Consider the following 26,432-nt stretch of genomic DNA (forward strand, 5'->3'; position numbering starts at 1 on the left):
TTAAATCCCTGAGATAGTGGGTGCGGCCTGGGGCCGCGAGCGGCGGCGCCTAGAATACGTGAACTGCCCGCCCGACCCGTACCCCAGCCAGACTATGCAAAGGCATGTGTTTTTCCTATCTGACGGCACCGGCATCACCGCCGAGACCCTGGGCAACTCGCTGCTGACCCAGTTCGAGGGTCTGGAATTCCGCAAGGTGACCCTGCCGTTCATCGCCACCCCGGAGAAGGCGCGGGCGACGGTGGACTACATCAACCATGTCGGCGACAGCGACGGTGCCCGGCCGCTGGTGTTCTCCACCACCACCAACGACGCCGCGCGGGCGGTGCTGCGCGAGTGCAAGGGTCTGTTCATCGACCTGTTCGACACCTATATCCACACCCTGGAGCAGGAACTGGGGGTGCCTTCCACCCAGGCGCAGGGACGGGCGCACGGTCTGGCCGACGGCAGCCGCTACAACGCCCGCATCGACGCCATGAACTATGCGATGGAACACGACGACGGCCAGTCGACGCGCGACCTCAGCAAGGCCGAGCTGATCCTCATCGCCCCCAGCCGTTGCGGCAAGACCCCGACCACGCTCTACCTGGCGCTGCAGCACGGCATCTTCGCCACCAATTTTCCGCTGCTGGAGGAAGACCTGGAGAAGCCGCGCCTGCCGACCGCGCTACAGGGTCTGGAGGACCGGCTGTTCGGCCTCACCTCCGACCCCGAGCGTTTGGCGCAGGTGCGCAACGAGCGCCGTCCCGGCAGCCGCTACGCCTCGCTGGCGCAATGCGCCTTCGAGCTGCGCCAGGCCGAGCAGTTGTACCGCCGCTACAACGTGCCCTACGTCAATTCCGCGAACATGAGCATCGAGGAGATCGCGGCGACGGTGATGCAGGAAAAGGCGCTGCGCCACTGAACCAGGCCAGCGCCGAGCGGCTAAGCTGTCGCCGTTCTGACGCGAAGCTGTCACCAGACTGTCCTAAGGTGGCGGCCGCCTTTCCTGGAGGATGTTCATGGGTGCCCCTCGTCGCCGCCGTACGCGGCTGCCTGCGCGTGTGTTGTCGCGTCCGCTCGGCCTCAGCCGCCGCGCCTTTCTCAGCCGTCTCGGCGCCGCCACGGCGACATTGCTGGCGGTTCCGCTGCTGCCCGGTTGTGGCGACAGCACCACGCCGGAGGGGGCTGGCGGCGGTACGCCGGTTGGCGAGAATCCCTTCAAGCACGGCGTCGCCAGCGGCGATCCGCTCAGCGACCGGGTGATCCTCTGGACGCGCGTCACGCCAGTGGCCAGCGAGGACATCCCGGTGGTGGTGCAGGTCTACCGCGACGCCGCGCTCAGCCAGCTGGTCGGCAGCCAGAGCCAGACCGCCACTGCCGCGCGCGACTGGACGATCAAGATCGACTTCAGTGGCCTGATGCCGGCCAGCAGCTACTACTACCGCTTCCACGCGCTGGGCCACGCTTCGGTAATCGGCCGCACCCGTACCGCGCCGAGCAGCGCCGAACGCCTGCGTTTCGCGGTGGTGTCCTGCTCCAGCTACGCGCACGGCTATTTCAACGCCTATGGCCAGATCGCCAAGCGCGCCGACCTCGACTTCGTGCTGCACCTGGGTGACTACGTCTACGAGTACGGCGATGGCGAATACGGCGACGTGCGTCCCTACGAACCCAGTCACGAGATGGTCAGCCTCGCCGACTACCGGACCCGGCACAGTTACTACAAGCGCACCGACGCCGATCTGCAGGAGCTGCACCGGCAGCACCCGATGATCTCGATCTGGGATGACCACGAGTCGGCCGACAATTCCTGGCGAGACGGCGCCAATAACCACACCGAAGGCGCGGAGGGCGCCTGGACCAGCCGCAAGAGCTGGTCCCAGCAGGTCTATGACGAGTGGATGCCGATCCGCCTGCCCGAGGCCGGCAACCCCGGCAAGATCTGGCGCAAATTCAGCTACGGCGGACTGATGGATCTGGTGCTGCTCGACACCCGTCTCTACGACCGCGACGAGCAGTTGGGCACGCCGCCGCTGCCGCCGGACAATGTCGCCGATCCCGCCCGCAAGCTGATCGGTCCCGAGCAGATGGACTGGCTGAAGAACCAGTTGTCGCAGTCCAGCGCGGTCTGGAAGGTGCTGGGTCAGCAGGTGATGTTCGGCCAGTTGAAGATCGTCGGCCTGCCGGATCTGTCGGTGATCCCCGGGCTGTCGCTGCTGCCCATCGTCGGCAGCGGCGGCCAGTACCTGAACAGCGACCAGTGGGACGGCTACCAGGCCGAGCGCAGCGCGATCTTCAGCCATCTGAAGGATCAGGGCATCGCCAACACGGTGGTGCTCACCGGCGACATCCACACCAGCTGGGCGATGGATCTCACCCCGGATCCGAACAACCCGCTGGCCTACAACCCGCTCAATGGCAGCGGTTCGCTGGGCGTGGAATACGTCTGCACCTCGGTGACTTCGCCGGGCCTGGAACAGCTGGCGCCGGTGCAGGATCTGATCCGGGTGCTGAACCCGCACATGAAGTACGTCGATCTCTCCAAGAAGGGCTACATGCTGTTTGATGTCACGCCCGAGCGCCTGCAAGGGGAGTGGTGGTACGTCAGCGGCATCACCGAGCGTGGCGGCAGCGAGAGCTTCGCCACGGCCTTCCCGGTCGCCGCCGGGGACAACCGGCTCGGCGCTGCCGTCGCATCGCCGAGTCCAGCCCCGGAGGCCAGTCCGGCGCTGGCGCCCTGACCGGGCGGTTTTTTCGACGCCCGTGGGGACGGTTCGCGTGCTAACGTGGCGCGGTCTGTGTTTTCCGCTGACGTTGCAATGTCCGTCCCCCCCTCGCTACAGCGATTCCTCCCCTCAGCCGAGCAGCTGGCGCAGACGCTGCGCGAGTCCGCCAGCTTCCGGGACTTCCTGGCTCTGGCGCTGAAGAGCAGCGGCGCTGATCCGCGCGGCCTCGACATGGCCGGGGCGCGCTACCGCGTTGCCGATGCCCTCAACGGCGTGCGCGACGAGCTGGCCCTGGACGACCGCATCCTGATCGGCGCCAGCGAGGTCAGTCTGCGTGAGCTGCTGACGGTGCATGCCGAGGTGGAACGCGAGCGGCTGATCCACGCCATCTGGCGTCTGGACGACTTCGCCGAGCTGAAGGAGTTTTTGCTCGCGCTGCGCGCCATCGTCCGTTACGCGCTGGACCTCGATGGCCAATTGCACGGCCATGTGCTGCTGGCCGAAACCCTGATCCCGATGATCGAGTCGGTCGAGCGTCGGCAGTACGTGCTCGACAACGGCGACAAGGCCAGCGACGCCATCACCCGCAATCTCGGCCTGCGCGCCAAGGTGTTTGCGCTCGACCGCTCCGGTCAGGAGCGCCTGAGCCTGAACGCCACCGGCGTGTTCGACCGCCTGTCGCGCACCTTCGGCCGCTTCGGGCGCTGAGCCCGCTCCGTCGTCGCGACGCGGACTCAGCCGGTCCGCTTCTGGATGAACTCGATCTTGTAGCCGTCCGGGTCCTCGACGAAGGCGATCACGGTGCTGCCGTGCTTCATCGGCCCGGCCTCGCGGCTGACCTTGCCCCCGAGTGCGCGTACCCGCTCGCAGGCGGCGTAGGCATCGTCCACTTCGATGGCGATGTGGCCGAAGGCGGTGCCGAGCTGGTATCCGGTCACGCCGTAGTTGTAGGTCAGTTCGATCACCGCTCCCTCGGACTCCGGCTGATGGCCGACGAAGGCGAGGGTGAACTGGCCTTCCGGGTAGTCGTGCTGCCGCAGCAGTTGCATGGGGGTCATCTGGTTGAAGAACGAAAAACCGGCGCTCTGGAAATCTATATAAATCAATGACTTACGATAAGTTTTTCGATCATTGTCAACAAAATCAATGAGTTATGGTTTCAGTCGCGATTTTTGATTGTACCCAAGAGGCGTTTGTGTTCATCCAAAGCAGCTGAATAAAGCCGGTTTTTATTCCGAAAATAACGCTGCTACATTCGGCGTCCTCCAGCCGAGGGGAAGCAAATGTCGCAATGGAAAGAGCGATTTTTAGGGATTGAAGAACTCCCCGAAGAACTGACCCAGTCAGAGCTGGAAGATTTTTTTGCGCTGTCGCCCAAAGACATCCAGGCGATCGCGGGTTCTTTCAACAAGCAGTTCAGAATCCCCGTCGCCATACAACTCTGCTTCATTCGGCTATCTGGCGGGCGGCTCAACTCGTTCAACACGCTACCTCGCCCCCTACTGAAGTTTGTCGGGGACCAACTCGGCCTGGTTGCGCCCTCCATCGCATCATTGCGTGCGCTGTACAAACGTGAAAACACCCGCCTAAAGCATCAGGCCTGGGCAATGACTCACCTTGGCATTGCCGGACATACCAAACGGCAAGAAGCGATGCTGCTGGCTGCAATGCGAGAGGCCAGCCAAGGTACCAGTGATACCAATCGGCTCATGGATATTGCTTGCCGATGGCTTGTTGATCGGAAGCTCCTGATCCCCAGCCTGTCCACGGTTCGCGGTATCTGTGTTCGGGCTTCTATCGATACCGAGGAAAACGTCTACGTCGCAATCTGCAAAGCCACCACAGCCGAGCAACGCCAGGCATGGATGGAGGCCCTGATGGCCATCCGCAAGGATGGGCGGACCACGCTGGAGTGGTTGCAAAGCGCACCTAAGAAGCGCTCGCCGAAAAATATGGCGGCTATCTTCGAGAAGATTGATTTCTTGACCGGCCTTGGAATCGCTGCGATCGAGCTACCAGGCGTTTCCTCGCAGCGGCTTCAGGACTACGCCAGATTGATGCAACAGCGCAGCCCGAGGAGCTTCAAGCGGTTGAAGCCGGTATCGCAAATCCTGCAACTGGTTTCATTCCTCAAGGTGAGCCTGAGCCAGACCTCTGACATGGCTATCCAGCTCACTGGAAAAATGACGTCGGATATTTGCAGCCGCGCGCTTGCGAACGTCAAAAAAGGCGACGCCACCACCATCGTTAGTTATCGCGGGGCTTTGACCAATATCTTCGACATGGCCAATGACGAGAAAGTCGAGCCTGATGCACTACGCACGAAGATTCTGGAGCTACAGAAAACATTCGGCGAAACGGTATTTCCCAGCAGGCTGGCGGCGGTACGCTCGGAATTGGTCGACCAAAATCAAAACAAATCCATTCGTCCGCTGCTGAAACGTCTCGCCAAGCTGGATATCAAGGGCAATGAAAATGACAAGGGGCTTTCAGGACTGACCGCGCTTCGCGGGCTTTATGAAAACAGCAATACCGCCCTGCCGGATCATGTGAAGAGCCATGGAACGAAATGGAACTCGCTGATTGACGAGCAAAAGGACAGAGAGCGTGCATTTCGTGCGTTTGAAGCAGAGACATTGCTTAATCTGAGAAAGAGCTTCCGCAGTGGCAGTTGCTGGTTGGACTACAGCAACACTTTCCGCGATCGCGAACACTTATTGATCCCTACTGCGGAGTGGGAGAAGCACAAGCGCCGTCACTATGGCCTTCTGCGCTTGCCTGCCAATGTGGATGATTACCTGGCTCCCCTCATAAAAGCGGCTGAGCTTGGAATCAAAGCTGTCGCCGCCGCGCTCAGTCGTGGCGAGCTGGAAATCAATGAGAACGATATCAGCCTCGATCGTCTGGAAGCTGAGGGCGAGCCCCCCGAAGTCGCCAATGCACGCGCCATGATCGACCAAGAGATCGGCAGCATCCAGCTTCCAGACCTCATGCTGGAAATGGATGTGAAAACCCGTTTCACAAAGGCGCTACAAGGTCGGTTGCCGAAGAATGATCGTGAGTTGCTGTTGGGTTATGCCGGCATATTGGGCTTGGGCACCGATATGACAGCGTCCGGCGTGGCGATGATGATGTCGGAGCTGAGTCCAGAGGATGTTGCGGGCGCGATGAAGGGGCTGGAGTTCGATAACGCCATCAATAAAGGCAATGCGATGGTGCTGGAGTTCATCAATCAACTGCCGATCGTCGCAATGTGGGGTGATGGCAAGGCGGCGTCCTCGGACATGATGAGCCTGACTACATCCAAGCATCTCTGGAATGCGCGCCTCGACCCTCGGCGCCAGACGCCTTCCGTGGGTATGTACACCCATGTATCGGACCGCTGGCCAATCATTTATCACCAGCCGATCGTGCTCGGCGAGCGCCAACCTGGTGTGGCTATTGAAGGCGTAATTCGCCAAACCGAATTGAACATTGATCGACTAGCTGTCGACACCCACGGCTACACCGATGTTGCAATGGCTTTTTCACACGGTTTGGGATTCGACCTTTGCCCCCGCCTTCGCAATTTGCGTGAGCGCCGTCTGACGGTGCCTCGTGGCATGTCTGTTCCTGAGGGAATCAAGGAAGTCGTTGACTCGACCCTCAATCTCGAACATGTGCGGAAGCACTGGGACGATCTGGTGCGCGTAATGGCTTCGATGAGTAACGGTACGCTTAGTGCAGTGACGGCGCTTCAACGGTTTGGGTCTGCTGCTAAAGGTGATCCGATCTACCGCGCCGGACAGCAGCTGGGACGACTACTGCGCACGATCTATCTCTGCGATTACTTCACCAAACCTGAGTTCCGGCGCGAGATCACCAGACTGTTGAACCGGGGTGAGCATGTCCACACCCTTCAGCATGCGATTCATCTGGGTGCCGTACGCCACGATCGGGCTCGTCGTCCCGACGAGGTCGTCGCAATTTCTGGCGCCCTGACCTTCCTGTCCAATCTGGTGATCGGCTGGCAGGCCAGTCGCATACAGGAGGCGGTTGCATCTCTTGAGAAAAAGGGAGTGGTGCTCAGCAAAGAGATACTGAGGCACATCAGCCCTGTCCGGTATGCCGGCGTCAACTTCCGGGGCACATTTCGGTTCCCGATCGACCGCTACCGGCAGTTACTTATCATCGACGGCGTACCCCGACTCCAGATCGTTCGGTCTAACTGATCGCTAGTCGCTGAGGCTGCTGACGAGCTGCTCGGATACCCTCACCAGCTCCTTTCGAGCGCGAACAGGGAGCAGTTGGTAGCTGGCAAGCAATCGGGCCAACTCGTTATCTGGTGTGTAGAAAAACGCGACCGGCACTTTCAGGACTGAAGCCATTTTCTCCAGCAGCAGAAAATTGGGCACATGCCGCCCTGTGCAGTAATGGTTTACCCGTGAGCTAGCCACCGAAGCGTCAATGCCACAGCGAATCCCAAGCGCTTTCTGGGAAATACCGATCCGCGCCATCGCCTCATTCAGGCGTTTTGCGATCGGATTCTGAGTTTTTTCGTGGGTTGCCACACCTTGCCGCCGTGCTGGATACCGCCACAGCTTCGATTTTCGGTGTCGCCCCAGATACTTAGAGTTCCTAAGTTGGCATGTGATCCATATAATTCGCTGGCCGGCGCTATCTGGAATGCAATGGCTTTTCACGCGCTAGCGGACAGTCCGAGGCGCTGAGGAGCTACCAGGGATGCGGACGTTCATCGATTGAGCCCATGAACGCGAGGTAAGCGTGTTTCAACTTGTATACGGCGACCACGATCTAGTGCTACCGCTGGCCTTGGATGCCGTGGCCGAAGAGCGCCTGGTCGATTTGATGTCGATCGCGGTAGAGCCAGGTGCTGAACGGGCCGATCTGGCCAGGCGCATCACCGATGCGATCAGCACGCTGCTGGACTGCCAGATCGTTCCGCCGACCGAAAAGCAGCTCAAATATGCCGTTGCAATTGCAATGGAACTCTCACTCGCAATCCCTCCAGAGGTTCTTCGGCACCGGCATGCGATGACTGAGTTTTTGGGCGCCCATGCACAAACCTATCGCCAAAGGAAAGGAAGGGCGTAAGCAATGACGAACACGTCTGACAAAGCCGAGATCGAGGAAGCCCACCCACTCTGCGACATCATTGATGCCACGGCGCGACGCCGACGGGAGGATGCAGGCTGCGTTTCGCTCGCGGAGGCTGAGGGGTTCGATTACCCCACCTTCTTTACCTGCACATTTAACTACTTCGCCACTGGTGAGGGACAGTCCATCGGCGTGGTAATGGGCTACACACACAGCGCGGAGCAGTTGAGAAGCGTGGTCACCGAAGAGTTTGGCAGCTACTACGCCAGCGGTGCGGAACTCTGGCCGCGCCTCCACTTGGCTTCCGATGTTCGATCCCTGATCCCGGATGCGATCCGTGCGGTAATCGCGGACCCGACGCAGGTGATTGGCAACTTCCATTACTCCAGTAGGTTCCATCTCAATCAGTCGTGAGTGTCTGCATGACCCACCATCAGCCAGAACTTGATGACAACGACAAAAATGCTGGCGAGGACACGGAGCACACTGCGTTTGCGAAGCGTCTCAGCCTGTTGGTGACCCGCTACGCAATTTCAAACTGGCAGGCGATGCTGGATTTTGATCATCTCGGCATGGACGGACTCGATGATTTTGGTGGCAATGTGCTAGCCGAGATGGGCCCGTTTACATTGCTTGACCGGGACAAGCAGTGAATACCGCCCGAATGCCGAGCAGCACGCCTAGAAAGCCAGATCCAGTTCGTGAGCTGTATCGTCAGGCCAGTGCAGTCGGTGTCGCTGTTGGAAAGCTTCAGACAATCCTGAAACACCACGAGCCAGGCGATGGCAGCGCATTCGCCTTTGGCTGGATCGTTTCACGGAAAAATGTGTCGGGCCAGATTTTCGAGCTATCAACGAACGGTCCAGGACCACGTCGCACGGTTCGACTTTTGTTGACGGGTGACCGCATCTACGTCGGACTGCCCAGGACAGAAAAGCTGGCCAAACGAATCAACAGCCTCACGGCAAAACGACGACCGACGAAAGCGAAAGCATAGAGAAGCCGGCAACCAGAAATCCGATCAAACCCCTGCCTTCAGTTGGCCATGTGTATCGGTCGAGCGTCCCGGCTTGGGACGGCCTTTCGATCCCTCGGAAAGACCCTGCAAAATGCCGCAGTCCTTCGACGCCTGCGGCGTCTCGCAGCGCAGGCGCAAGGCCTTCAACTGACTCTGTAGGCCCCTCAGCACCTTGATTCGCTCCGCGACATGCTCAATGTGCTCATCCAGCACATCGTTGACGCCGCCGCAGCCCAATTCAGGCGCGTCCCGCAGGCGCAGCAGGTTCCGAATCTCCTGAAGCGTCATATCCAGCGCCCGGCAATTCAGGATGAACTCCAGACGCTCGCGCTCCACGCTGGTGTAAAGCCGGTAGTTGCCATCGCTGCGGGCTGGCTTAGGCAGCAGCGTTTCCCGCTCGTAGTAGCGGATGGTCTCCACCGGCACCGCCAGCAAGGTGGCGAGATCCCCGATTCGGTAGGTCTTGAGCATTTCAATCTCCACGAGCTTGACCCTGAAGCTACTACAGGGTGTCTACTGCTGCCATCCATCCGGGAAACGTCGATGTCCGCCACCTGCTGCAACGCGAACTGCACCGCCTCCAAGCCGATCCCGCCGAGCTATCGGCGGGCGCTGTGGATCGCGCTCGTGGTGAACCTGGCCATGTTCGGGGTCGAAATGGTTGCGGGCTGGGGTGCGGGCTCAGCCTCCCTGCTGGCAGATGCTGTGGATTTCTTCGGCGATGCGGCCAATTACGGCCTGTCGCTCTTCGTGCTGTCGATGAGCCTTGCCGCCCGCGCCCGCACCGCCATGCTCAAGGGGGTTTCGATGGGTGCCTACGGCCTCTATGTCTTGGCACAGGCTACATGGAACGGTGTGCATGGCGTGGTGCCGGAAGCCCTGGCGATGGGCATCGTCGGCACCGTGGCGCTGGTAGCGAACGTTGGCGTCGCCGTGCTGTTGTATGCCTACCGCGACGGCGACGCCAACATGCGCTCGGTCTGGCTGTGCTCGCGAAATGACGCCATCGGCAATCTCGCCATCCTTTTGGCAGCGCTCGGTGTGTTCGGTACTGGTAGCGCCTGGCCCGATCTCGGCGTAGCGACATTGATGGCCGTGTTGGGTCTATTCGGTGCCACCCAGGTCATTCGCCAGGCGCGTATGGAACTTCGTTCAGATAACCCTCGGACATCCGCTGCTGCGATTCACCCATGACCCTGATTACCCGCACCCTGACAATCACGCTGCTGCTATTCCCGTTGTTACTCCGTGCCGTGGGGCCTGCGGATGCACAAACCATCTGGCGGCTGCTCGACTATGTAGCCGTGGACTACCCCAATGCCGTGCAAGCGGGTGCGGTGGTTGCCACTGGCGAATACGCTGAGATGCAGGATTTCGCCGGCACCGTGCAGCGCGAGATCGCCGCGTTGCCGCCCAAGGCCCAGCAGTCGGATTTGGTGAAGGGTGCCAGCGCGCTGACGGCGGCAATCACCAGCAAGGCCGACGGTGCAGTCGTGGCCACGCTGGCACGCCAGCTCGCCACCGAGCTTCTGAGCGCCTACCCGGTGCCACTGGCTCCAAGCGCAGCTCCTGACCTTGCGAAGGGCACCGCCCTGTATGCCACGCAGTGCTCTGGTTGCCACGGCACGATGGGTCGTGGCGACGGCCCGCTGGCCGCAAACCTGACCCCGAAGCCCGTCAACTTCACCGATGCGACACGCGCCCGCGAGCGCAGCATCTTCGGGCTGTATCAGGTCGTGACGCAGGGCCTGGACGGCACCTCGATGCCCAGCTTCGCGGCCTTGCCGGATGCGGATCGCTGGGCGCTGGCCTTCACGGTGGGGCAGTTCGCATTCCCTGCCAGTGAAGTCGATGCAGGCAAAGCCCTCTGGGAAGGCAAGCCACAGTTCCGTGAAGCCTTGCCGAATCTGGAAGCTCTGGTGTCGCAGCGTCCTGCTTCGCTCGCCACGAGTAGCGATGAAGCCACCGCATCCGCTCTGACCGCCTATCTGCGCCGCCATCCAGAAGCGGTGCTGCCGACACGCACACAGTCCTTGCAGATCGTGCGCGCCCACTTGGCAGAGGCTGTCGCGGCCTATCAGCAGGGCAATCGGGAATCTGCGGGCCGTCTTGCGGTCGCTGCCTATCTCGATGGCTTCGAGCCGCTGGAGCCGGTGCTGGCGATCAAGGCACCCGACCTCATGCGCACCATCGAAACCGCCATGACCGGCCTGCGCGGGCAGATCGCCAGCGGCGTGGAGCCGAAGCAGATCGAGCAAGCGGTGGCCGGGATCGAAAGCAATCTCGCGCTCGCCGAAACTGCACTCGATACCAACTCCTCCAGCGCCGGTTCGGCGTTTGCCGGGGCCTTCGCCATCCTGCTGCGCGAGGGTGTCGAGGCTCTGCTGGTGGTCGTCGCCATCCTCGCCTTCCTGCGCAAGGCGGGCCGTGCCGAAGCCATCCGCTATGTACATGGCGGCACGCTGGTGGCGCTGCTGGGCGGCGTGGCGACCTGGGGCGCGGCGACCTATCTCGTCACCATCAGCGGTGCTAGCCGTGAGGTCATCGAAGGCGCGTCAGGATTGTTCGCCGCAGCGGTGCTGGTCTTCATCGGCATCTGGATGCACGGCAAGAGTCAGGCCGGTGCCTGGCAGCAGTATGTGCGGCAGAAGATCGGCGCAGCGCTCTCGAAGCAATCGCTGTGGGGATTGTTCGTGCTGAGCTTCGTCGTGGTGTATCGCGAGGTGTTCGAGACCATCCTGTTCTATGTCGCTCTGTGGAGTCAGGGCAACGGCCATGCCGTGATTGCCGGTGCGCTTGCTGCTTCCGCATCGCTGGCCGTGATTGCCTGGCTGCTGCTGCGCTACTCCAAGCGGCTGCCGCTGGCGCAGTTCTTCTCCTGGAGCGCGCTGCTGATGGCGCTGCTCGCCGTGGTGCTCACCGGCAAGGGCGTTGCCGGATTGCAGGAAGCCAACCTGATCTCCTCGCAGCTCATCAACCTGCCGCGTGTTGACCTGCTGGGTTTCTACCCGACGGCACAGGGCGTCATGGCGCAGGCGCTGTGTGCGGCAGTCCTGATTCTGGGCTTCTTGTGGAACCGGCACACCGCGAATCAAAAGGTCGAATCCAGACCGGTCGTGGAGCGCAGCCAATGAAGCTCTTCGGATTCCCTGTCGATTTCCGCATCGGCCAATCACGTCTGATAAGCTGATCTCATGTTTTCGTCCCGCGCCTTTCTGACCCTCTGCCTGTGCATCGCCATGCTGGTGGTGCGCGTGGGCAGTGCGCATTTGCACATGTGCCTGGACGGACAAAGCCCTCAGACCAGCATCCTGTTTGGCGATGACCGCATAGATGCGCTCGGCCTCCAGGCTGGTCCTGCGCACCAGGACTACGACATCGACCTGGGCACCAATTCGGTCGGCAAGCTGCCGAAGCTCGACAACACTTTCCTCGCTCTCCTGTTTTTGGCTGCGCTGGGATTTCTGTCTCTTCGCCGCCAGCCCGACTTCATGCGCGCGGCTTCGCCACGCACCTCGTTGCTGTCACCGCCGCACCTGCGCCCGCCGCCCTGCGGCCCGCCACTCCACTCCGTCGCGTGAACTGACGCGCCCGGCGAAAGCTGGGCATTGCGCCCATCCGCTGTCGCCATTGGCGAAGTGGAGGGCAGTCTGACGGAGTTTCTTCATGTCTCAATCGTTCAAGCGGCTGCGCGCCCTTTTGGCCGCGCCGTTTCTCCTGGTATCGGCAACGGCATTCGCCGATAACGCCACCCCCATTCCATCCAGCCCGACACTCGCCAGTTATGTCGATGCGGTGCTACGCACCCACCCAGAGCTAAAGGTTGCCGATGCCAGTGTCGCGGCGGCTCAGGCGAAAGCCGACGGCTTGGCACAGGCCATCTACAACCCCGAACTCAATGCCGATGCCCAACGCTCGCAAAGCGATGCGTATTCCATCGGCCTGAGCCAGTCGCTCGATTTCTCGGGCAAGCGCAGTGCCCGCACCGCAAGCGGCCAGAAGCAGTTGCAGCAGGCAGTCGCCGAACGCGCCGCCCTGCGCCAGCAGCTCGCCACCGGCCTGCTGTCGGCGCTGGCCGACTATCAGGCCAAGCAAGCCCTGCTCGCACTCGTGCAGCAGCGGCTGGAGTTGCTGCAACGCTTCTCCACCATCGCCGAGCAGCAATACGCGGCAGGTGACAACGGCATTCTCGACCGCAACCTGGGGCAACTCGCGCTGGCGGAAGGCATCGCCATCGCCGGTCGTGCCGAGCTGGAGCTGCTGGAGGCACGACGCAAGCTCGACACCGCCACCGGCAACTCTGGCTTGCAGCCGCCGAGCCTGCCCACGGCGCTGCCCTCTGTCGCACATCTGCCGACGGACTTTGATGCGTTGAGCAAGGCGCTGCCCTCGGTGCAAGCGGCGCAAGCACGACAGGAAGCGGCCTTGGCCGAAGTGGACATCGCCCGCAGCAACAGCCGCGCCGATCCCACGGTCGGCATCCGGGGCGGGCGCGAAACCAGCGACAGCGAACCGGGCAAGACGCTGGTCGGCTTGCAGCTCTCCATCCCGCTGTTCGTCCGCAACAACTTCCGCGCCGAGCAAGTAGCGGCCAGCGCCAGTGCCGACGCCGCGCGTCTCGAAACCGCTGCGCTCACGCAGCAGTCCATCGCCCGCATGAAGGCGACCGCCAGCCAGTTCCGCGCCTCTTACGCAGCTTGGGAGCGCCTGAGCAAGGCCTCCGGCACCGCGCTCGACAACGGCATCGAGCTGCTGGATCGCGTCTGGAAAGCGCGCGAGTTCAGCACCGCCGAATACCTCGTGCAGCTCAAGCAGCTGCTCGATGGCCGCGCCGCAGGCGAAGAGCTGCGCTACCAAACCTGGCAAGCCTGGGCCGAATGGCTTGAAGCCTCCGGCCAATGGCGCGAGGGCTTGAGCGAACTCGACGCCACCGCTTCCGCATCGCCTGCCACCACCCCCAATTCCGGTAACACCCCATGAATCCCATTCTCCGCAAATCCCTCCTCGCCGCTGCCGTTACCGCGATGGCTGTCAGTCTTTCCGCCTGTGGCAAGAAGGAAGAAGCTGCACCCGCTGCCGAAGCCGCTGAAGCGCCTGCCGCCAGCGATACCGTCACTCTCAAACCGGGTGCCGATGCGACCGCAGGCATCAAGATCGAAACCATCACGCCGCAAACGCTCGCCCGCACTGTTTCGGCGCCGGGTGAGGTGAAGTCCAACGACTACCGCTCTGCACAGATCACGCCGCGCGTCGCTGCGCAGGTGGTGCGTCGCCTCGCCAAGCTCGGCGATACCGTCAAGGCTGGGCAGGGGCTGGTAACACTCAGCAGCGTTGAAGTCGCCGAAGCGCAGGGCGAGGCGCAGGTGAAAGCCCGCGAGTGGGCGCGCGTGCGCGAACTCGGCGAAGCCATCGTCGGTGGTCGCCGCTTCTTGGAAGCCCGCGTCGCCGCCGAACAGGCGCGTGCCAAGCTCATCGCCTACGGCCTCTCTGCTGCCGAAGCAGGCAAGGGCGACACGCTGGGCCAGTTCACGCTGGTCTCGCCGCGTGCAGGCACGGTGCTGAAGGATGACTTCGTCGAAGGCGAGCGCATCGAGCCGGGCCGCGCGCTCTTCCAGATCGCCGACGAGTCCGCCGTGTGGATCGAGGCCAATCTCTCCGCCAGCGATGCCGGCAAGGTCGTCGAAGGCGGCAAGGCCCGCGTGAAGGTTGATGGCCAGTGGCTTGATGGCAAGGTCATCCAGAAGCACCACCTCATCAACGAGACCACGCGCACCATCCCGGTCCGCATCGAGGTCGTCGCCGCAGGCGATCACATCCACAACGGCGAGTTCGTGGAATGCCGGGTTGAAGTCGGCAGCCTCGACAACGTGATGGCCGTGCCGAACAGCGCGCTCTATCAAGGCAGCGATTCCAGCTGGGCGGTGTTCGTGCAGAAAAGCCCGACGGAGTACCAGCGCGTTCCGGTGACGCCCAAGGACGACCTCGGTGAACAAACCATCGTCGAGGGTCTGCAAGCCGGTGCCAAGGTGGTGTCGCAGGGCGCGTTCTACCTCAACTCCGAACTGGCGAAGGCCAGCTTCGGTGAAGAATAGGAGCGCCCGCCATGTTTGATGCCATTGTCAATTGGTCGGTGCGAAGCCGACTGCTGGTCGTGCTGGGCCTGCTGGGAGTGATGGCCGCCTGCGCCATGCTCATCCCCAAGCTCAAGCTCGACGCCTTCCCGGATGTCACCAACATCCAGGTCATCATCAATACCCAAGCGCCAGGTCTCGCCGCCGAAGAAGTGGAGCAGCTCATCACCTTCCCAGTGGAGTCGGTCATGTATGCGTTGCCCGACATCGCCGAGGTGCGTAGCGTCTCCAAGACCGGCCTCTCCGTCGTCACTGTTGTCTTCAAGGACGGCACCGATCTGTACTTCGCGCGCCAGCTGGTGTTCGAGCGTTTGCAGGCGGCGCGGGAGCAGATTCCCGACGGCGTGGGCGTGCCGGAAATGGGGCCGAATACGTCGGGCCTCGGCCAGGTGTTCCAATACGCCTTGCAGGCCGATGACCCAAGCAAGGTCGATGCGATGACGCTACGCAGTCTCAACGACTGGGTGGTGAAACTCTTGCTCGCACCCGTCTCCGGCGTGACGCAGGTGCTGTCCTTCGGCGGCGACGTGCGCCAATACCAGGTGCAGGTCGATCCGCAGCGACTGCTGGCACAGAAGCTCAACATCGAAGACCTCACCACGGCCATCGAGCACAACAACCGTAACGCCGGCGGCTGGTATGTGGACCGCGCCGCCGAGCAGCTGGTGCTGCGCGGTGTCGGCTTCGTGCGCAGTGGCGAGGAAGGCCTGCGCGACATCGCCAATATCCCCGTGAAGAACGCCGATGGCGTGTCGGTGCGCGTCAGCGACGTGGCGCACGTGGCCCTGGGGCCGGAGATTCGCCAAGGTGCCACCAGCATGTCGGTGCGCGATGCCGACGGCAAACCCAAAATCCTCGGCGAAGTGGTGACGGGCGTCGTGCTGAAGCGTTTCGGTGCAAACACCAAGGCGACCATCGACGGCATCAAGGAGCGCCTGCCTGCGATTCAGAAGGCCCTGCCGCCGGGCGTGAAGCTGGTGCCGTTCTACGACCAGTCCGATCTCGTCAGCAAGGCCGTGGGCACGGTGACGAAGGCGCTGATGGAAGCCTTCGTCCTCATCATCATCATCCTCGCGCTGTTCCTGATGAATGCGCGGGCGACGCTGTTGGTGCTGCTGTCGATCCCGATCTCGATTGGCCTCGCACTGGCGGCAATGTCGTATTGGAATGTCTCCGCCAACCTGATGTCGCTGGGTGGCCTCGCCATTGCCATCGGCATGATGGTGGACGGCTCGGTGGTGATGATGGAGAACATCTTCAAACACCTGTCGGATCACGAAGACCATCCGAAGCTGGCGAACGCAGACGGCATGGCTCACGCCGAGCCAGATCGGCAGGGCATGGCGGTGCGCATCATGAAGGCCGCGCGCGAAGTGGGCCGCCCGGTGTTCTTCGCGGTGCTCATCATCATCGTGGTGTTCACGCCGCTGTTCGCGCTCGAAGGCGTGGAAGGCAAGATGTTCCAGCCGATGGCCATCTCCATCGTGCTGGCGATGATCGCCTCGCTGGTGGTGGCGTTGACGGTGATCCCGGCGCTTTCGACCTATCTGTTCAAGAAGGGCGTGAAGCACCGCGAGAGCCCAGTGATGCCGCCGCTGGAGAAGGTCTATCGCCGCGTGCTGGACTGGGCGGTGAAGCATGTGCGGTCCGTGTCGATCTCGGCTGCCGCCCTGTTCATCGGGGCTTGCGCGCTGGTGCCCTTCCTCGGTTCGGAGTTCGTGCCGATTCTGGAAGAAGGCACGTTGGGCATGCGCGTCACGCTCAGCCCTTCCGTGAACATGCAGACGGCGCTGGAGGTCTCCGGCAAGATCGAACGAAAGCTGATGGAGATTCCCGAAATCACCTACGTGCTCGACCGCATCGGCCGCCCCGAGCTGGGCGGCGACCCGGAGGATGTCTCGAACCTGGAGTGGTATATCGGCGTCACCCCGGCGGAGGAATGGAAGTCCGCCAAGAACCGTGTCGAGATGGAAGCCCTCATCGGCGAGAAGCTGGCCGAGTTTCCGGGCATCGTGGTGGGCTTCGGCCAACCGATTGCCACGCGCGTGGACGAGCTGCTCTCCGGCGTGCGCGCGCAGCTCGCCATCAAGCTGTTCGGGCCTGACCTCACCGTGCTATCGGAAAAGGGCGCGCTGATCGAGGCGCTCGCCAAGCGGGTGCAAGGCACCAAGGATGTGGCCATCGAGCAGATCGAGGGCCAGGCCCAGCTGGTGGTGCGGCCCAACCGCGAGGTGCTCGCGCGCTACGGCATTCCGGTCTCCGCCGTGATGGACCTGGTCTCCGATGCCATCGGCGGCAAGACCGCCGGCCAGGTAATTCGCGGCAATGAGCGTTACGACATCTACGTGCGGCTTGATGAAGCCTTCCGCAACAGTGCCGAGACCATCAAGGCGCTGGTGCTGCAAGGGGCGAATGGCACGCAGGTGCGGCTGGGAGATGTAGCGACGGTGGGCATCGAGTCCGGCCCGCCGCAGATTCGCCGCGACGACGTGCAGCGGCGTGTGGTGATCCAGGCCAACGTCGAAGGCCGCGACATGGGCAGCGTGGTGGCGGAGCTGGATCAGCGCATCGCCAGCGAAGTGAAGCTGCCGCCCGGCTATACCGTGGTGTTCGGCGGGCAGTTCGAGAACCAGAAGCGCGCGCAGCAGAAGCTGATGATCGTAGTGCCGCTGTCGCTGGCGATGATCTTCCTGCTGCTGTTCTTCGCCTTCAGCTCGGTGGGCCAGGCGCTGCTCATCATGGTGAATGTGCCGCTGTCGCTGATCGGCGGCATCGTGGCGCTCTTCCTCACTGGCCAGTATCTGTCGGTACCCGGCTCGATTGGCTTCATCGCCCTGTTTGGTGTGGCCGTGCTCAACGGTGTGGTGATGGTGACGGCCATCAACCAGCGGCTCGATGAAACGGGTGATGCCGCGAAGGCGGTGCAGGAAGGTGCCTTCTCAAGGCTCAGGCCCGTGCTGATGACAGCCTTCATAGCCGCGCTGGGGCTGATCCCGATGCTGCTCTCGCACGGCATCGGATCCGAGATTCAGCGGCCACTGGCGACGGTGGTGGTGGGTGGCTTGGTGTCGTCCACCTTGCTGACCCTGATCGTGCTGCCGGCGCTATATCGGCAGTTCTCCAAGGGGCTGATCGTGCGCGACGACCACTGAGGTAAATCCCGACTCGGCGGGGTAGCCATCCCAGATGCCCCGCCGCTTTTTGGAAACCGCTCGTTAAACCCAACATCCGTTGCAATCACCACGCAGCAAGGAGTTCTTCACATGAAACTCGTCAAGGCATTCATCCATCACGTCCGCTCCGCCAGTGTCGTCGAGGCACTGGCCGATGCGGGCTTTCGCAACCTCACCCTGCACGATGTGCGGGGGATGCTGAAACCACTGTCCGCACACGAAGTGACCTATTCAACCGACGTCAGCGGACTGGTGATCTCCGAAGCCCGCCTGTCTCTGGTGGTCGAGGATCAGGAGGTCGATGCCGTCACCGCCATCATCAGCACCGTGGCGCGCGTCGGGCCGAACGTCTCCGGTTACATCTATGTCAGTCCGGTCGAGCAGGTGATCGCCATTGGTGGATCGCAGTCGTGAGCGGGAAGGCGCATGACGACCACACACATCACGAAGGTGAAGGGGGCGACGCCCATGCCGAACATCAGGGTGAGCAGGGTGGTCACAGCCATGAGAATGCGGGCCTCTTCGGCGAGAAATCGGAGCTGATCTTCGCCCTGCTCGCGGGTGCCTTCGCACTCGCTGGTTGGCTGCTGGCGCGGCAGGGTGTGGGTCCTGGCTGGCTGCCGACGGCCTCGTTTGTGGTCGCCTACATCTTTGGCAGCTACTACACCGCGCAGGAGGCCATCGAGAACCTGCGCGCCAAGCGATTCGAGATCGACACCCTGATGCTGGTGGCTGCCGCAGGCGCAGCGGCCCTGGGCGAATGGGCCGAAGGCGCGCTGCTGCTGTTCCTGTTCAGTCTGGGCCATTCGCTCGAACACTTTGCGATGGGCCGCGCCCGCCGCGCCATCGAAGCCCTCGCCAAGCTGGCACCGGAAGTCGCTACCGTGCGTCGCGGCGACCAGACGGAAGAAGTCGCCGTCGCGCAGCTGCAGGTGGGCGATGTGCTCATCGTGCGCCCGAACGAACGCCTGCCTGCCGACGGCGTCGTCGTGCTCGGCAACAGCGCCGTCAACCAGGCACCGGTCACGGGCGAGAGCGTGCCGGTGGACAAGGAGCCCGTGAAGGACGTGGCCGCCGCACTCGCGGCGTTCGACAAGCTCGCGCCGCAGCACCGCGTGTTCGCAGGCACCATCAACGGCGCGGGTGCCATCGAGGTGAGTGTCGCCCGTCGCGCCGATCAGTCGGCGATGGCGCGGGTCGTGAAGATGGTGACAGAGGCCGAGGCGCAACGCTCCCCGACCCAGCAGCTCACCGAGCGTTTCGAGCGCATTTTTGTGCCCTTTATTCTGGTGCTGGTGGGCCTGTTGATGCTGGCCTGGCTGGTGATCGACGAACCCTTTGCGGTGAGCTTCTACCGCGCGATGGCCGTGCTGGTCGCGGCGAGCCCCTGCGCACTGGCGATCTCGGTGCCGAGTGCTGTGCTCAGCGGCGTGGCGCGCGCGGCGCGCGGCGGCGTGCTGGTGAAGGGCGGCGGGCCTCTGGAAAACCTCGGCACACTCACGGCCATTGCCTTCGACAAGACCGGCACGCTCACGGAGGGCAAACCCAAGCTCACCGATGTGATCGCCGCCGAAGGCAGCACGCCGGAGGAGCTTCTCAATGTCGCGCTCGCCGTCGAGAAGCAGAGCGACCATCCCCTGGCCCTGGCCGTGGTCAACGGCGCTGGCGAGCGGCTCGGCGACAAGGCCGAGACCTTGGCGATTGCCGAGGTCGAGAGCATTACCGGCCGTGGGGTGAAGGCACAGGTGGCGGGCGATCTGGTGTTCATCGGCAAGCCGGTGCTGTTCACCGAGATGGCCGATGCGCCGGTGCCTGCCGACGTGAGCGCCGCCAACAAGGCGCTGGTCGAAACCGGCCGCACCACCATGATCGTGCGGCGCGGCAGCCGCTACCTCGGCGTGATCGGCGTGATGGATACGCCGCGACCCGTCGCGGCACAGGTGATGCGCGAATTGCAGGCACTGGGCATCAAGAAAATGATCATGCTGTCCGGCGACAACCAGCAGGTTGCCAATGCCGTGGCGAAGACGGTGGGCCTGACGGAAGCGCGCGGCGACCTGATGCCCGAGCACAAGGTCGAGACCATCCAGTCACTCATCGCCAGCGAGGGCAAGGTGGCGATGGTGGGCGATGGCGTCAACGATGCACCGGCGATGGCCAATGCCACCGTCGGCATCGCGATGGGTGCTGCGGGCTCGGATGTGGCGCTGGAAACCGCCGACGTGGCCCTGATGTCGGACGATCTGGCGCATCTGCCTTTCGCAGTGGGTCTGTCCCGCGCCACCAGCCGGATCATCAAGCAGAACCTCTGGGTCAGCCTGGGTGTGGTGGCCGTGCTCATCCCTTCCACCATCCTCGGCTTGAGCATCGGCACCGCCGTGCTGTTTCACGAAGGCTCGACCCTGGTGGTGGTCGTCAATGCCCTGCGGCTTCTGGCCTACCAGGGCAAGCCCGCAAAACCTGTGGTGTAACCGAAACCCGCTTTGCAGGAGACCTGAAAGCCATGAGCGAAACCTTGAACATCCCAGCCCTGCGCGGCACGGGCTTGATCTGTCCGGCGTGCCAGGTGGCGCTGGTGATGAGCGAGCGCCAGAACATCGAAATCGACTACTGCCCCGCCTGCCGTGGCGTCTGGCTGGATCGCGGCGAGCTGGACAAGATCATCGAGCGCAGCCAGGGCACGCCATCGGAGCCGCCGCTGGTGCTGGCTTCCGGCCCGATGAAAAACTCCTATCCGGTCGATGAGGGGCATCGCGGCCGCGCAGGACATGACGGTGGGCACCGGCGCAAATCCTGGTTGCAGGAGCTGTTCGACTGAACGCTGCACAACCGTCTTTTCTATCCGGGGCCGCAACGAAACCCCGCCGCGACAGGAGCATTGGCATGAGCGAAGCACACGATCACGGCAAGGGCAGCAACGAACGGGCGATGTGGCTGGCCCTGGCCCTGACGGGCGGGTTCATGGTGGTCGAGGTGATTGGCGGCGTGCTGACCGGCAGCCTCGCCTTGCTCTCCGACGCAGCCCACATGCTCACGGACACCACCGCGCTCGTCATCGCGCTGTTCGCCATCCGCATCGGGCGGCGTGCCGCCGACGCGCGCCGCACCTATGGCTATGCGCGCTTCGAGATTCTGGCCGCCGCGTTCAACGCCGCCATGCTGTTCGTGGTGGCCTTCTACATCCTCTACGAGGCCTACGCGCGGCTCAGCGAGCCGCAGCAGATCCAGTCCAGCGCCATGCTGGTGGTTGCCGTCGTCGGGATGATTGTCAATTTCATCTCCATGCGCCTGCTGACGGGTGGCAAGGACGAGAGCCTCAACGTGAAGGGCGCGTATCTGGAGGTATGGAGCGATCTGCTCGGCTCGCTGGGTGTGATCGTCGGGGCGCTGGTGATTCGTTTCACCGGCTGGCTGTGGGTGGATACGGTGATCGCGGTCGCCATCGCGCTCTGGGTGTTGCCTCGCACCTGGACGCTGCTCAAGGCCAGCGTGAACGTGTTGCTCGAAGGCGTGCCGGACGGGGTGAACCTCGACGACATCCGTTCTGCCCTGCGCAGCACGCCCGGCGTGCAGGAAGCACACGACCTGCACGTCTGGGCCATCACCAGCGGCAAGACTAGCCTGAGCGCGCATCTGCTGCTGAACGTCGGCGCTGATGCCGAAGCGGTGCGCCTCGCCGTTGGCGCGAAGCTGCGCGAGCAGTTCGGCATCCGTCACAGCACCCTGCAATGCGAGTTGACGCCCTGCGATTCTCCCGATGATTTCGGTTTGCTGCCCCTGCCAATACCGGCTGGCGATCAGGCTGGAACCGGGCATCGCAACGATCCCGCTGGCGGAGACTTGCGGCGTTGATCCCGCAACCATATTCGGAGAAATCATCATGCTACTGCGCCCCTTGTTCACGCCACTCGCCGGTTTCGCAGCCCTGCTGTGCGTCGTCGGCTGCGGCAACAGCGCTGTCCCGGATGTCGCCAGCGTTCCACCCGCACCCGCACCCGCACCGGCACCCGGCACGCCGCCGGTCCTGGGCACGAAGAAGCTCACCGTGGTCGTCGCTGTGGTCGATAGCCTCATGCCCCAGGAGATCACCGCCACCACGCCGAATCTCGATGCCCTGAAATCCGAGGGCACCTTCTACACCGAGAGCCGCGCGATCTTTTCCGCCGAGACCATTCCCAACCATGTGGCGATGATGACGGGCGTCAACCCGGCGCGCAGCGGCATCGCCACCAACAACTTCATCGACTTTCTCGACCCGCTCAATCCGGTCGAGCGCGATCTCTCGCTGCCTGAAGAACTTGCGGCCAACACGCTGTTCACCTGGGTGGATCGGAAGTGCCGCGTCAATGGCCTCAATCCCGACATCAAGACCGGGGCGACGCTCTCGAAAAAATACCTGTTCGAGGTGTTCCAGGGGGATGCTTTCGACGCCCAGCGCGCCAACCGCAATGCCAAGGTCTTCAACGTCCCACCCGACAGCCACTGGGATCCGACCAGTAGCCCCGCCTACATCGGCCCCGGCTTTGAATACACGCCCGACGCGCCCACCATGCAGCAGGCGCTCACGCAGTTGCCGGAGGCGGATTTCTTCTTCGTCAGTCTCGGTGATGTGGATCGCTTCGCGCATGCGCTCGGCACCGCCGCACGCAGCGCGGCACTGCTGACCGCAGACGCCCAGATTGGTCGCCTGCGCACTGCGCTCGAAGACGCCGGGCGCTGGGAAAACACGGTGATGATCGTCACCAGCGACCACGGCACCGACATCGCCACCAATCCCTTCACCAATGGCATCTCCACCCAAGGCACGCTCGACGCACTCGCCGGCTGCTTCACGCCGATGACCGCGGTGCAGAACGGCGGCAGCGACAGCCTCTACGTGATGGATCGCAGCCTGCCGCTCGCCCAGCGCCAGGCGGCGCTGCGCGCGGCGCGTGCCTGCCTCATCGGCACCACCGATTGCGCGACCCTCTGCCCCGGCGCGACGCGCCCAGCCAATGCCGCCCAGATTGCCGGGGCTTGGTACACCCAGGACGATGCTGCCGACCCCGAAGGCAGCATGCCGGCCAGCCTCGTTTCCAGGCATCCGAATCTGGGCGATCTCGTGCTCGTGGCCGCGCGCGGGTTCAAGTTCTCGGAGCCGGACGCAAGCGGCAATCCCATCCCTGGTAATCACGGCCATCCGGTGACGTTCCGCAACGTCATGCTGGTCAGCGGCGGCTCGCCCTGGGTGAAGAAGGGGCAAGTGATCGCGGCCTCCACCGCCACGCCCAGCGATTTCGACCGGCTGCCGGAACAGGCGGAGAACATCGACATCACGCCGACCGTGGCCTGGCTCCTGGGACTCAACATCCAGCCTGGCGATTTCCCTGAAGGCGCTGGTTTTGATGGCCGCATCCTCGACCAGGCGTTCAGCCAGTTCGATACCGCTCCCAATGCAGCCGCGCCCACGGTCTGCGGGCGCTTCAGCTAAAGCCCAGACATGGCCAAACCACCGCGCAGGCCGCATGGACGCCCGAAAAAGATCGTGCAAGAGAACACGACGGCGCGCGTGGGCGTGCCGAGAGAGGCAAAGCTCGCACTCCTCGTGGCGATTCCGTTCGGCATTGCGACTGCGCTCATCCTGAGTTGGTCGAGCCTGTTTCCGGTCGCACCGGAGCAGCTGGTCGAAGTGGTGTGGAGACACCAGTGCAAATGCGCCAATGGCTGGATGGCGGGACTGCGTGCCGAAGGCTTCGTCGTTCAGGATTTCGAGCTCGACGACATCCGGTCCTACCGCCAGCAATGGCATGTGCCGAACACGATCACCGGATGCCATCCGGCCTCCTACCTCGGCTACTTTCTCGATGGGCACCTGACGGCAGCCACGCTGCATCGCCTGGCGCGCGAGCATCCCGATGCGGTGGGCATACAGCAGGTGGACACCGTCCAGCCCGATGCCGAGGGCAAGCCGCAGATCGTCGGCAGTCAATTGCTGCTGGTCGATGGCAACGGTGCCACCAAGCCCTGGCCTGAGATTGCGAAAGCTGCGGCACCGCCCGAACCATCACCGCCGGAATAGGTCACACCAACGTGCGTCACTGAGGAGAGAGACATGGACAGATCACCGCGTGTGCTGCCATTCGTCGTCGTGGGTCTGCTATTGCCAGTTTCGGCTTGCGTCACCGCCCCCCGCACCGCCACAGCGAATGCGCCAGGGGCTTACCGATACTGTGATCCCTACGCGCTCAGCAGCGGTGCCTACGGCCGCTGCTACAACGGCATCAGTCGCTTGGATTACCTGGGCTATGGCGGCTACTACGGCGGATACGGTTATCCGCAGGCTTATGGCCCGGCCTCTGCGCGTTACGGCAGTTATGGCTTGAGTCGGAGCTACGGCGGTTTCGGCGACTACCACTTCGACGACGGCTATCACCTGGCCAGCGCCTACGGCCACGGGCAGCCGGGTTTTGTCAGCGCGCCTTACCGCGATTTCTTTCCGATCCACTCTGGGTCGTATGGTCCGGGAGCCGGTCATTACGGCGGTTTCGGCGGACTGCATGATGACGTCCGCCTGCACTCCGGCAGCCCGCGCCACACGAGCGGCATCCGGCACGGCGGCGGCATCGGCCATTCGCGGCCCGGACACGGTGGCAGCAGACACCACTGAGGGGGTAAAGGGGGGCAGACAAGATAAGCGTAAAATGTGCCAAGATCGCTAATAAGTGATTGATCTAACTATGTTTAATTAGATAATCAGAGCCCGCGTAGCCGTAAGTGTACTGCACGACATAGCGCTCGTTCCCTTTCGCCGCGCCCTCATCGCCATTCCGACGTCGATGGTCCGCCTCCAGATGGGCCTCGGCGCAAATCAGCCTGTCGAAAAGCAGTTGATGATCCAGCACGAGCAGTTCATGGATGCGTACCTGCAAATGCCGCTGGGATCTGATTGCCGGGTCGAGCGCTCCGAGTACCGATCGCGGATCTTCAAAATTGACCCGCTTTTTGCCCCGCGTTAGAAACAGCCGTGTTCGCTTAAACAGCTTCCAGCATGATTCCAATGGAACCTGGCGTAACTCAACGGCGCTGTCCGGCACGTCCTCACCTCGGCACACCTTCCCGATTGGATGAAGGGTCTCGAACGTGACCCGAAGGTCCGGAGGCAGCTTGGTCTTCAGCTCGCGAGCCCAGAAGAAGACGAACGAAATTCCCGGTTTTTCAGGCTGTGAACTGTCCCTCCAGAAACGCCTGGCCATCGCGTTTTTGTAGTCATTGCCAAACTTCGCATGTGTCGAGCACAAGAAGATGCCGCTGGGTGTCGGGGTCGCCGTTCGCCAGCACAACCGGCAGACCTCGATCAGCTCCGGAGATGGTTCGGGTGAAGCCGGCCTCTTGAGCCGAATATCCAGTTCGAAAAGCGCTTCGCGGATAGCGCTCCCCTCAACTCCCCAGACCTCGGCGGCGATGTGTGGGTCCCACCCATTGATCTCCGCGATTCGCTGAAGGCGTGGCGGTACCGTGGCTTCCGCGGAGTCTCCATATCCCCACGACAGCGAGTCCGCGAACGCCTCCGCCGGCCCCGCCAACCTCTCCGCAAAAATCCACCAGTCCTCGACCGTCCTGACCTTGGATGGGAATTCGCGTTCGATTTCCTCGAACAGCGACCGAAGCGGATCTTGAACCGCTCGCCGGGCGGCCTGCCAAAGCGCATGCGCCCGTCGGCGCGCGGGAAGCGGACCAACCTCTTCGATCAATCGCGCTTGCAGTTCTTCTTCGTGTTGTCGATTGGGCTTTTTGTACACGCACGCGCTCAAACAAGTGTCGCTGCAACAAGAGCTTGGATCGGACTTTGGAAATGGCGCGACCTTGCGGCGCACCACTTTTCGGTCCCGCATCCTGCTGCGGCATGTCAATCAACATCAATCGTTGTCACGCCGACGAGGCCGGTAGCCCAATGGCCGACGTCCTTCTGGACGTCGAAGACATTGCCCGGTTGTACCGGTCGACGCCGGGAACGATTCGAACTGCGCTCTATCGGCATCGGCGCTGCGGCGCCGCATTCCGTTTTCCCCAGCCGATCCCGACGAACCGTCGCCTGCTTTGGCTGAAGAGCGTCGTCGACGCTCATCTGAAGTCCCTTCAGCTGGACTCTGCCGCCGTGGGCGGCCCGGACGGCAGCTATTCCGGGAGAAGGCCAATGTATGTTGGCGCGCGTTGAAAACTGACCATCTCTGCTCATTGAAAATTGACCAGGGGTGGACGCCGAGGGCGGTAGCCCTCGGCGTGTTGGGATTGTAGGTCGTCAGATCAGTTCATCGGTTCGCTCCTG

The 26,432-nt window shown here is 62.8% G+C and carries 26 protein-coding genes; 22 read left to right on the top strand and 4 right to left on the bottom strand.

Features of this window, described 5'->3' with window-relative positions; all coding sequences use genetic code 11:
* The first annotated feature begins 94 nt into the window (after nucleotides 1-94).
* From ppsR to ED208_RS11230, 3 genes are all read left to right on the top strand, one after another.
* Entirely contained in the window at nucleotides 95-904 is an 810-nt protein-coding gene (ppsR, locus tag ED208_RS11220) for a posphoenolpyruvate synthetase regulatory kinase/phosphorylase PpsR (protein WP_123211982.1), read from the top strand.
* 139 nt (nucleotides 905-1,043) lie between these two features.
* A complete protein-coding gene (locus ED208_RS11225) occupies nucleotides 1,044-2,723 on the top strand; it encodes an alkaline phosphatase D family protein (protein WP_436286624.1) in 1,680 nt (559 codons plus the stop codon).
* 78 nt (nucleotides 2,724-2,801) lie between these two features.
* Nucleotides 2,802-3,416, top strand: a complete 615-nt coding sequence (locus tag ED208_RS11230) for a hypothetical protein (RefSeq protein ID WP_123211984.1) — start codon at nucleotides 2,802-2,804, stop codon at nucleotides 3,414-3,416.
* A 26-nt stretch (nucleotides 3,417-3,442) separates the two neighbouring features.
* Here the strand turns inward: ED208_RS11230 and gloA are convergent, their stop codons facing one another.
* Complete coding sequence (gloA, locus tag ED208_RS11235; RefSeq protein ID WP_123211985.1) at nucleotides 3,443-3,814, bottom strand: lactoylglutathione lyase; 372 nt, start codon at nucleotides 3,812-3,814, stop codon at nucleotides 3,443-3,445.
* A gap of 177 nt (nucleotides 3,815-3,991) precedes the next feature.
* On the opposite strand from gloA, the gene ED208_RS11240 reads away from it, so the two are divergent.
* On the top strand, nucleotides 3,992-6,919 hold the full coding sequence (locus ED208_RS11240; RefSeq protein WP_123211986.1) for a Tn3 family transposase: 2,928 nt from the start codon (nucleotides 3,992-3,994) through the stop codon (nucleotides 6,917-6,919).
* Between the two features lie 3 nt (nucleotides 6,920-6,922).
* Here ED208_RS11240 and ED208_RS17115 read toward each other — a convergent pair whose 3' ends face one another.
* Nucleotides 6,923-7,258, bottom strand: coding sequence for a helix-turn-helix domain-containing protein (locus ED208_RS17115; RefSeq protein ID WP_148044740.1), 336 nt, complete (start codon nucleotides 7,256-7,258; stop codon nucleotides 6,923-6,925).
* 214 nt (nucleotides 7,259-7,472) lie between these two features.
* Here ED208_RS17115 and ED208_RS11245 point away from each other — a divergent pair, with 214 nt between their 5' ends.
* Genes ED208_RS11245 through ED208_RS17120 form a run of 4 tightly spaced genes read left to right on the top strand, consistent with a single transcriptional unit; the run spans nucleotide 7,473 to nucleotide 8,802 of the window.
* Entirely contained in the window at nucleotides 7,473-7,802 is a 330-nt protein-coding gene (locus ED208_RS11245) for a hypothetical protein (RefSeq protein ID WP_158608526.1), read from the top strand.
* 3 nt (nucleotides 7,803-7,805) lie between these two features.
* Nucleotides 7,806-8,219: a hypothetical protein gene (locus ED208_RS11250; RefSeq protein ID WP_123211988.1), complete on the top strand. Its 414-nt coding sequence runs from the start codon at nucleotides 7,806-7,808 to the stop codon at nucleotides 8,217-8,219.
* Between the two features lie 8 nt (nucleotides 8,220-8,227).
* Nucleotides 8,228-8,458: a hypothetical protein gene (locus ED208_RS11255; RefSeq protein ID WP_123211989.1), complete on the top strand. Its 231-nt coding sequence runs from the start codon at nucleotides 8,228-8,230 to the stop codon at nucleotides 8,456-8,458.
* Nucleotides 8,455-8,802, top strand: coding sequence for a hypothetical protein (locus tag ED208_RS17120; protein WP_148044741.1), 348 nt, complete (start codon nucleotides 8,455-8,457; stop codon nucleotides 8,800-8,802). The genes ED208_RS11255 and ED208_RS17120 overlap by 4 nt, the downstream gene beginning before the upstream one ends.
* 24 nt (nucleotides 8,803-8,826) lie before the next feature.
* Here the strand turns inward: ED208_RS17120 and cadR are convergent, their stop codons facing one another.
* Nucleotides 8,827-9,294: a Cd(II)/Pb(II)-responsive transcriptional regulator gene (cadR, locus tag ED208_RS11260; protein WP_123211990.1), complete on the bottom strand. Its 468-nt coding sequence runs from the start codon at nucleotides 9,292-9,294 to the stop codon at nucleotides 8,827-8,829.
* 72 nt (nucleotides 9,295-9,366) lie between these two features.
* Between cadR and ED208_RS11265 the strand changes: the two genes are divergently transcribed.
* The 13 genes from ED208_RS11265 (at nucleotide 9,367) to ED208_RS11325 (ending at nucleotide 24,773) form a co-directional block, all read left to right on the top strand.
* Complete coding sequence (locus ED208_RS11265) at nucleotides 9,367-10,017, top strand: cation efflux transmembrane domain-containing protein (protein ID WP_123211991.1); 651 nt, start codon at nucleotides 9,367-9,369, stop codon at nucleotides 10,015-10,017.
* Nucleotides 10,014-11,957, top strand: a complete 1,944-nt coding sequence (locus tag ED208_RS11270) for a cytochrome c/FTR1 family iron permease (RefSeq protein ID WP_123211992.1) — start codon at nucleotides 10,014-10,016, stop codon at nucleotides 11,955-11,957. The genes ED208_RS11265 and ED208_RS11270 overlap by 4 nt, the downstream gene beginning before the upstream one ends.
* A gap of 60 nt (nucleotides 11,958-12,017) precedes the next feature.
* On the top strand, nucleotides 12,018-12,404 hold the full coding sequence (locus tag ED208_RS11275; protein WP_123211993.1) for a hypothetical protein: 387 nt from the start codon (nucleotides 12,018-12,020) through the stop codon (nucleotides 12,402-12,404).
* 85 nt (nucleotides 12,405-12,489) lie between these two features.
* Nucleotides 12,490-13,803, top strand: a complete 1,314-nt coding sequence (locus ED208_RS11280; protein WP_123211994.1) for a TolC family protein — start codon at nucleotides 12,490-12,492, stop codon at nucleotides 13,801-13,803.
* Nucleotides 13,800-14,915: an efflux RND transporter periplasmic adaptor subunit gene (locus ED208_RS11285; RefSeq protein ID WP_123211995.1), complete on the top strand. Its 1,116-nt coding sequence runs from the start codon at nucleotides 13,800-13,802 to the stop codon at nucleotides 14,913-14,915. The genes ED208_RS11280 and ED208_RS11285 overlap by 4 nt, the downstream gene beginning before the upstream one ends.
* A gap of 11 nt (nucleotides 14,916-14,926) precedes the next feature.
* A complete protein-coding gene (locus ED208_RS11290; protein WP_123211996.1) occupies nucleotides 14,927-18,106 on the top strand; it encodes an efflux RND transporter permease subunit in 3,180 nt (1,059 codons plus the stop codon).
* A gap of 111 nt (nucleotides 18,107-18,217) precedes the next feature.
* A complete protein-coding gene (locus tag ED208_RS11295) occupies nucleotides 18,218-18,541 on the top strand; it encodes a P-II family nitrogen regulator (RefSeq protein ID WP_123211997.1) in 324 nt (107 codons plus the stop codon).
* A complete protein-coding gene (locus ED208_RS11300) occupies nucleotides 18,529-20,598 on the top strand; it encodes a heavy metal translocating P-type ATPase (protein ID WP_123211998.1) in 2,070 nt (689 codons plus the stop codon). The genes ED208_RS11295 and ED208_RS11300 overlap by 13 nt, the downstream gene beginning before the upstream one ends.
* Before the next feature lie 32 nt (nucleotides 20,599-20,630).
* Entirely contained in the window at nucleotides 20,631-20,945 is a 315-nt protein-coding gene (locus ED208_RS11305; protein WP_123211999.1) for a TFIIB-type zinc ribbon-containing protein, read from the top strand.
* A 65-nt stretch (nucleotides 20,946-21,010) separates the two neighbouring features.
* Complete coding sequence (locus ED208_RS11310) at nucleotides 21,011-21,979, top strand: cation diffusion facilitator family transporter (protein WP_123212000.1); 969 nt, start codon at nucleotides 21,011-21,013, stop codon at nucleotides 21,977-21,979.
* A 28-nt stretch (nucleotides 21,980-22,007) separates the two neighbouring features.
* Nucleotides 22,008-23,597 carry an alkaline phosphatase family protein gene (locus tag ED208_RS11315; RefSeq protein WP_158608527.1) on the top strand — a complete coding sequence of 530 codons (1,590 nt, stop codon included), beginning with the start codon at nucleotides 22,008-22,010 and terminating at the stop codon, nucleotides 23,595-23,597.
* Nucleotides 23,598-23,606: 9 nt separating this feature from the next.
* A complete protein-coding gene (locus ED208_RS11320; protein WP_123212002.1) occupies nucleotides 23,607-24,185 on the top strand; it encodes a DUF411 domain-containing protein in 579 nt (192 codons plus the stop codon).
* Between the two features lie 33 nt (nucleotides 24,186-24,218).
* Nucleotides 24,219-24,773 carry a hypothetical protein gene (locus tag ED208_RS11325; RefSeq protein ID WP_148044742.1) on the top strand — a complete coding sequence of 185 codons (555 nt, stop codon included), beginning with the start codon at nucleotides 24,219-24,221 and terminating at the stop codon, nucleotides 24,771-24,773.
* Nucleotides 24,774-24,837: 64 nt separating this feature from the next.
* Here the strand turns inward: ED208_RS11325 and ED208_RS17125 are convergent, their stop codons facing one another.
* A complete protein-coding gene (locus tag ED208_RS17125; RefSeq protein ID WP_148044743.1) occupies nucleotides 24,838-25,905 on the bottom strand; it encodes a hypothetical protein in 1,068 nt (355 codons plus the stop codon).
* Nucleotides 25,906-26,009: 104 nt separating this feature from the next.
* Here ED208_RS17125 and ED208_RS17130 point away from each other — a divergent pair, with 104 nt between their 5' ends.
* Nucleotides 26,010-26,321: a helix-turn-helix transcriptional regulator gene (locus tag ED208_RS17130; protein ID WP_148044744.1), complete on the top strand. Its 312-nt coding sequence runs from the start codon at nucleotides 26,010-26,012 to the stop codon at nucleotides 26,319-26,321.
* The last annotated feature ends 111 nt before the right edge of the window (nucleotides 26,322-26,432 follow it).

The organism is Stagnimonas aquatica (assembly GCF_003730135.1).
GTDB classification, from domain to species: domain Bacteria; phylum Pseudomonadota; class Gammaproteobacteria; order Nevskiales; family Nevskiaceae; genus Stagnimonas; species Stagnimonas aquatica.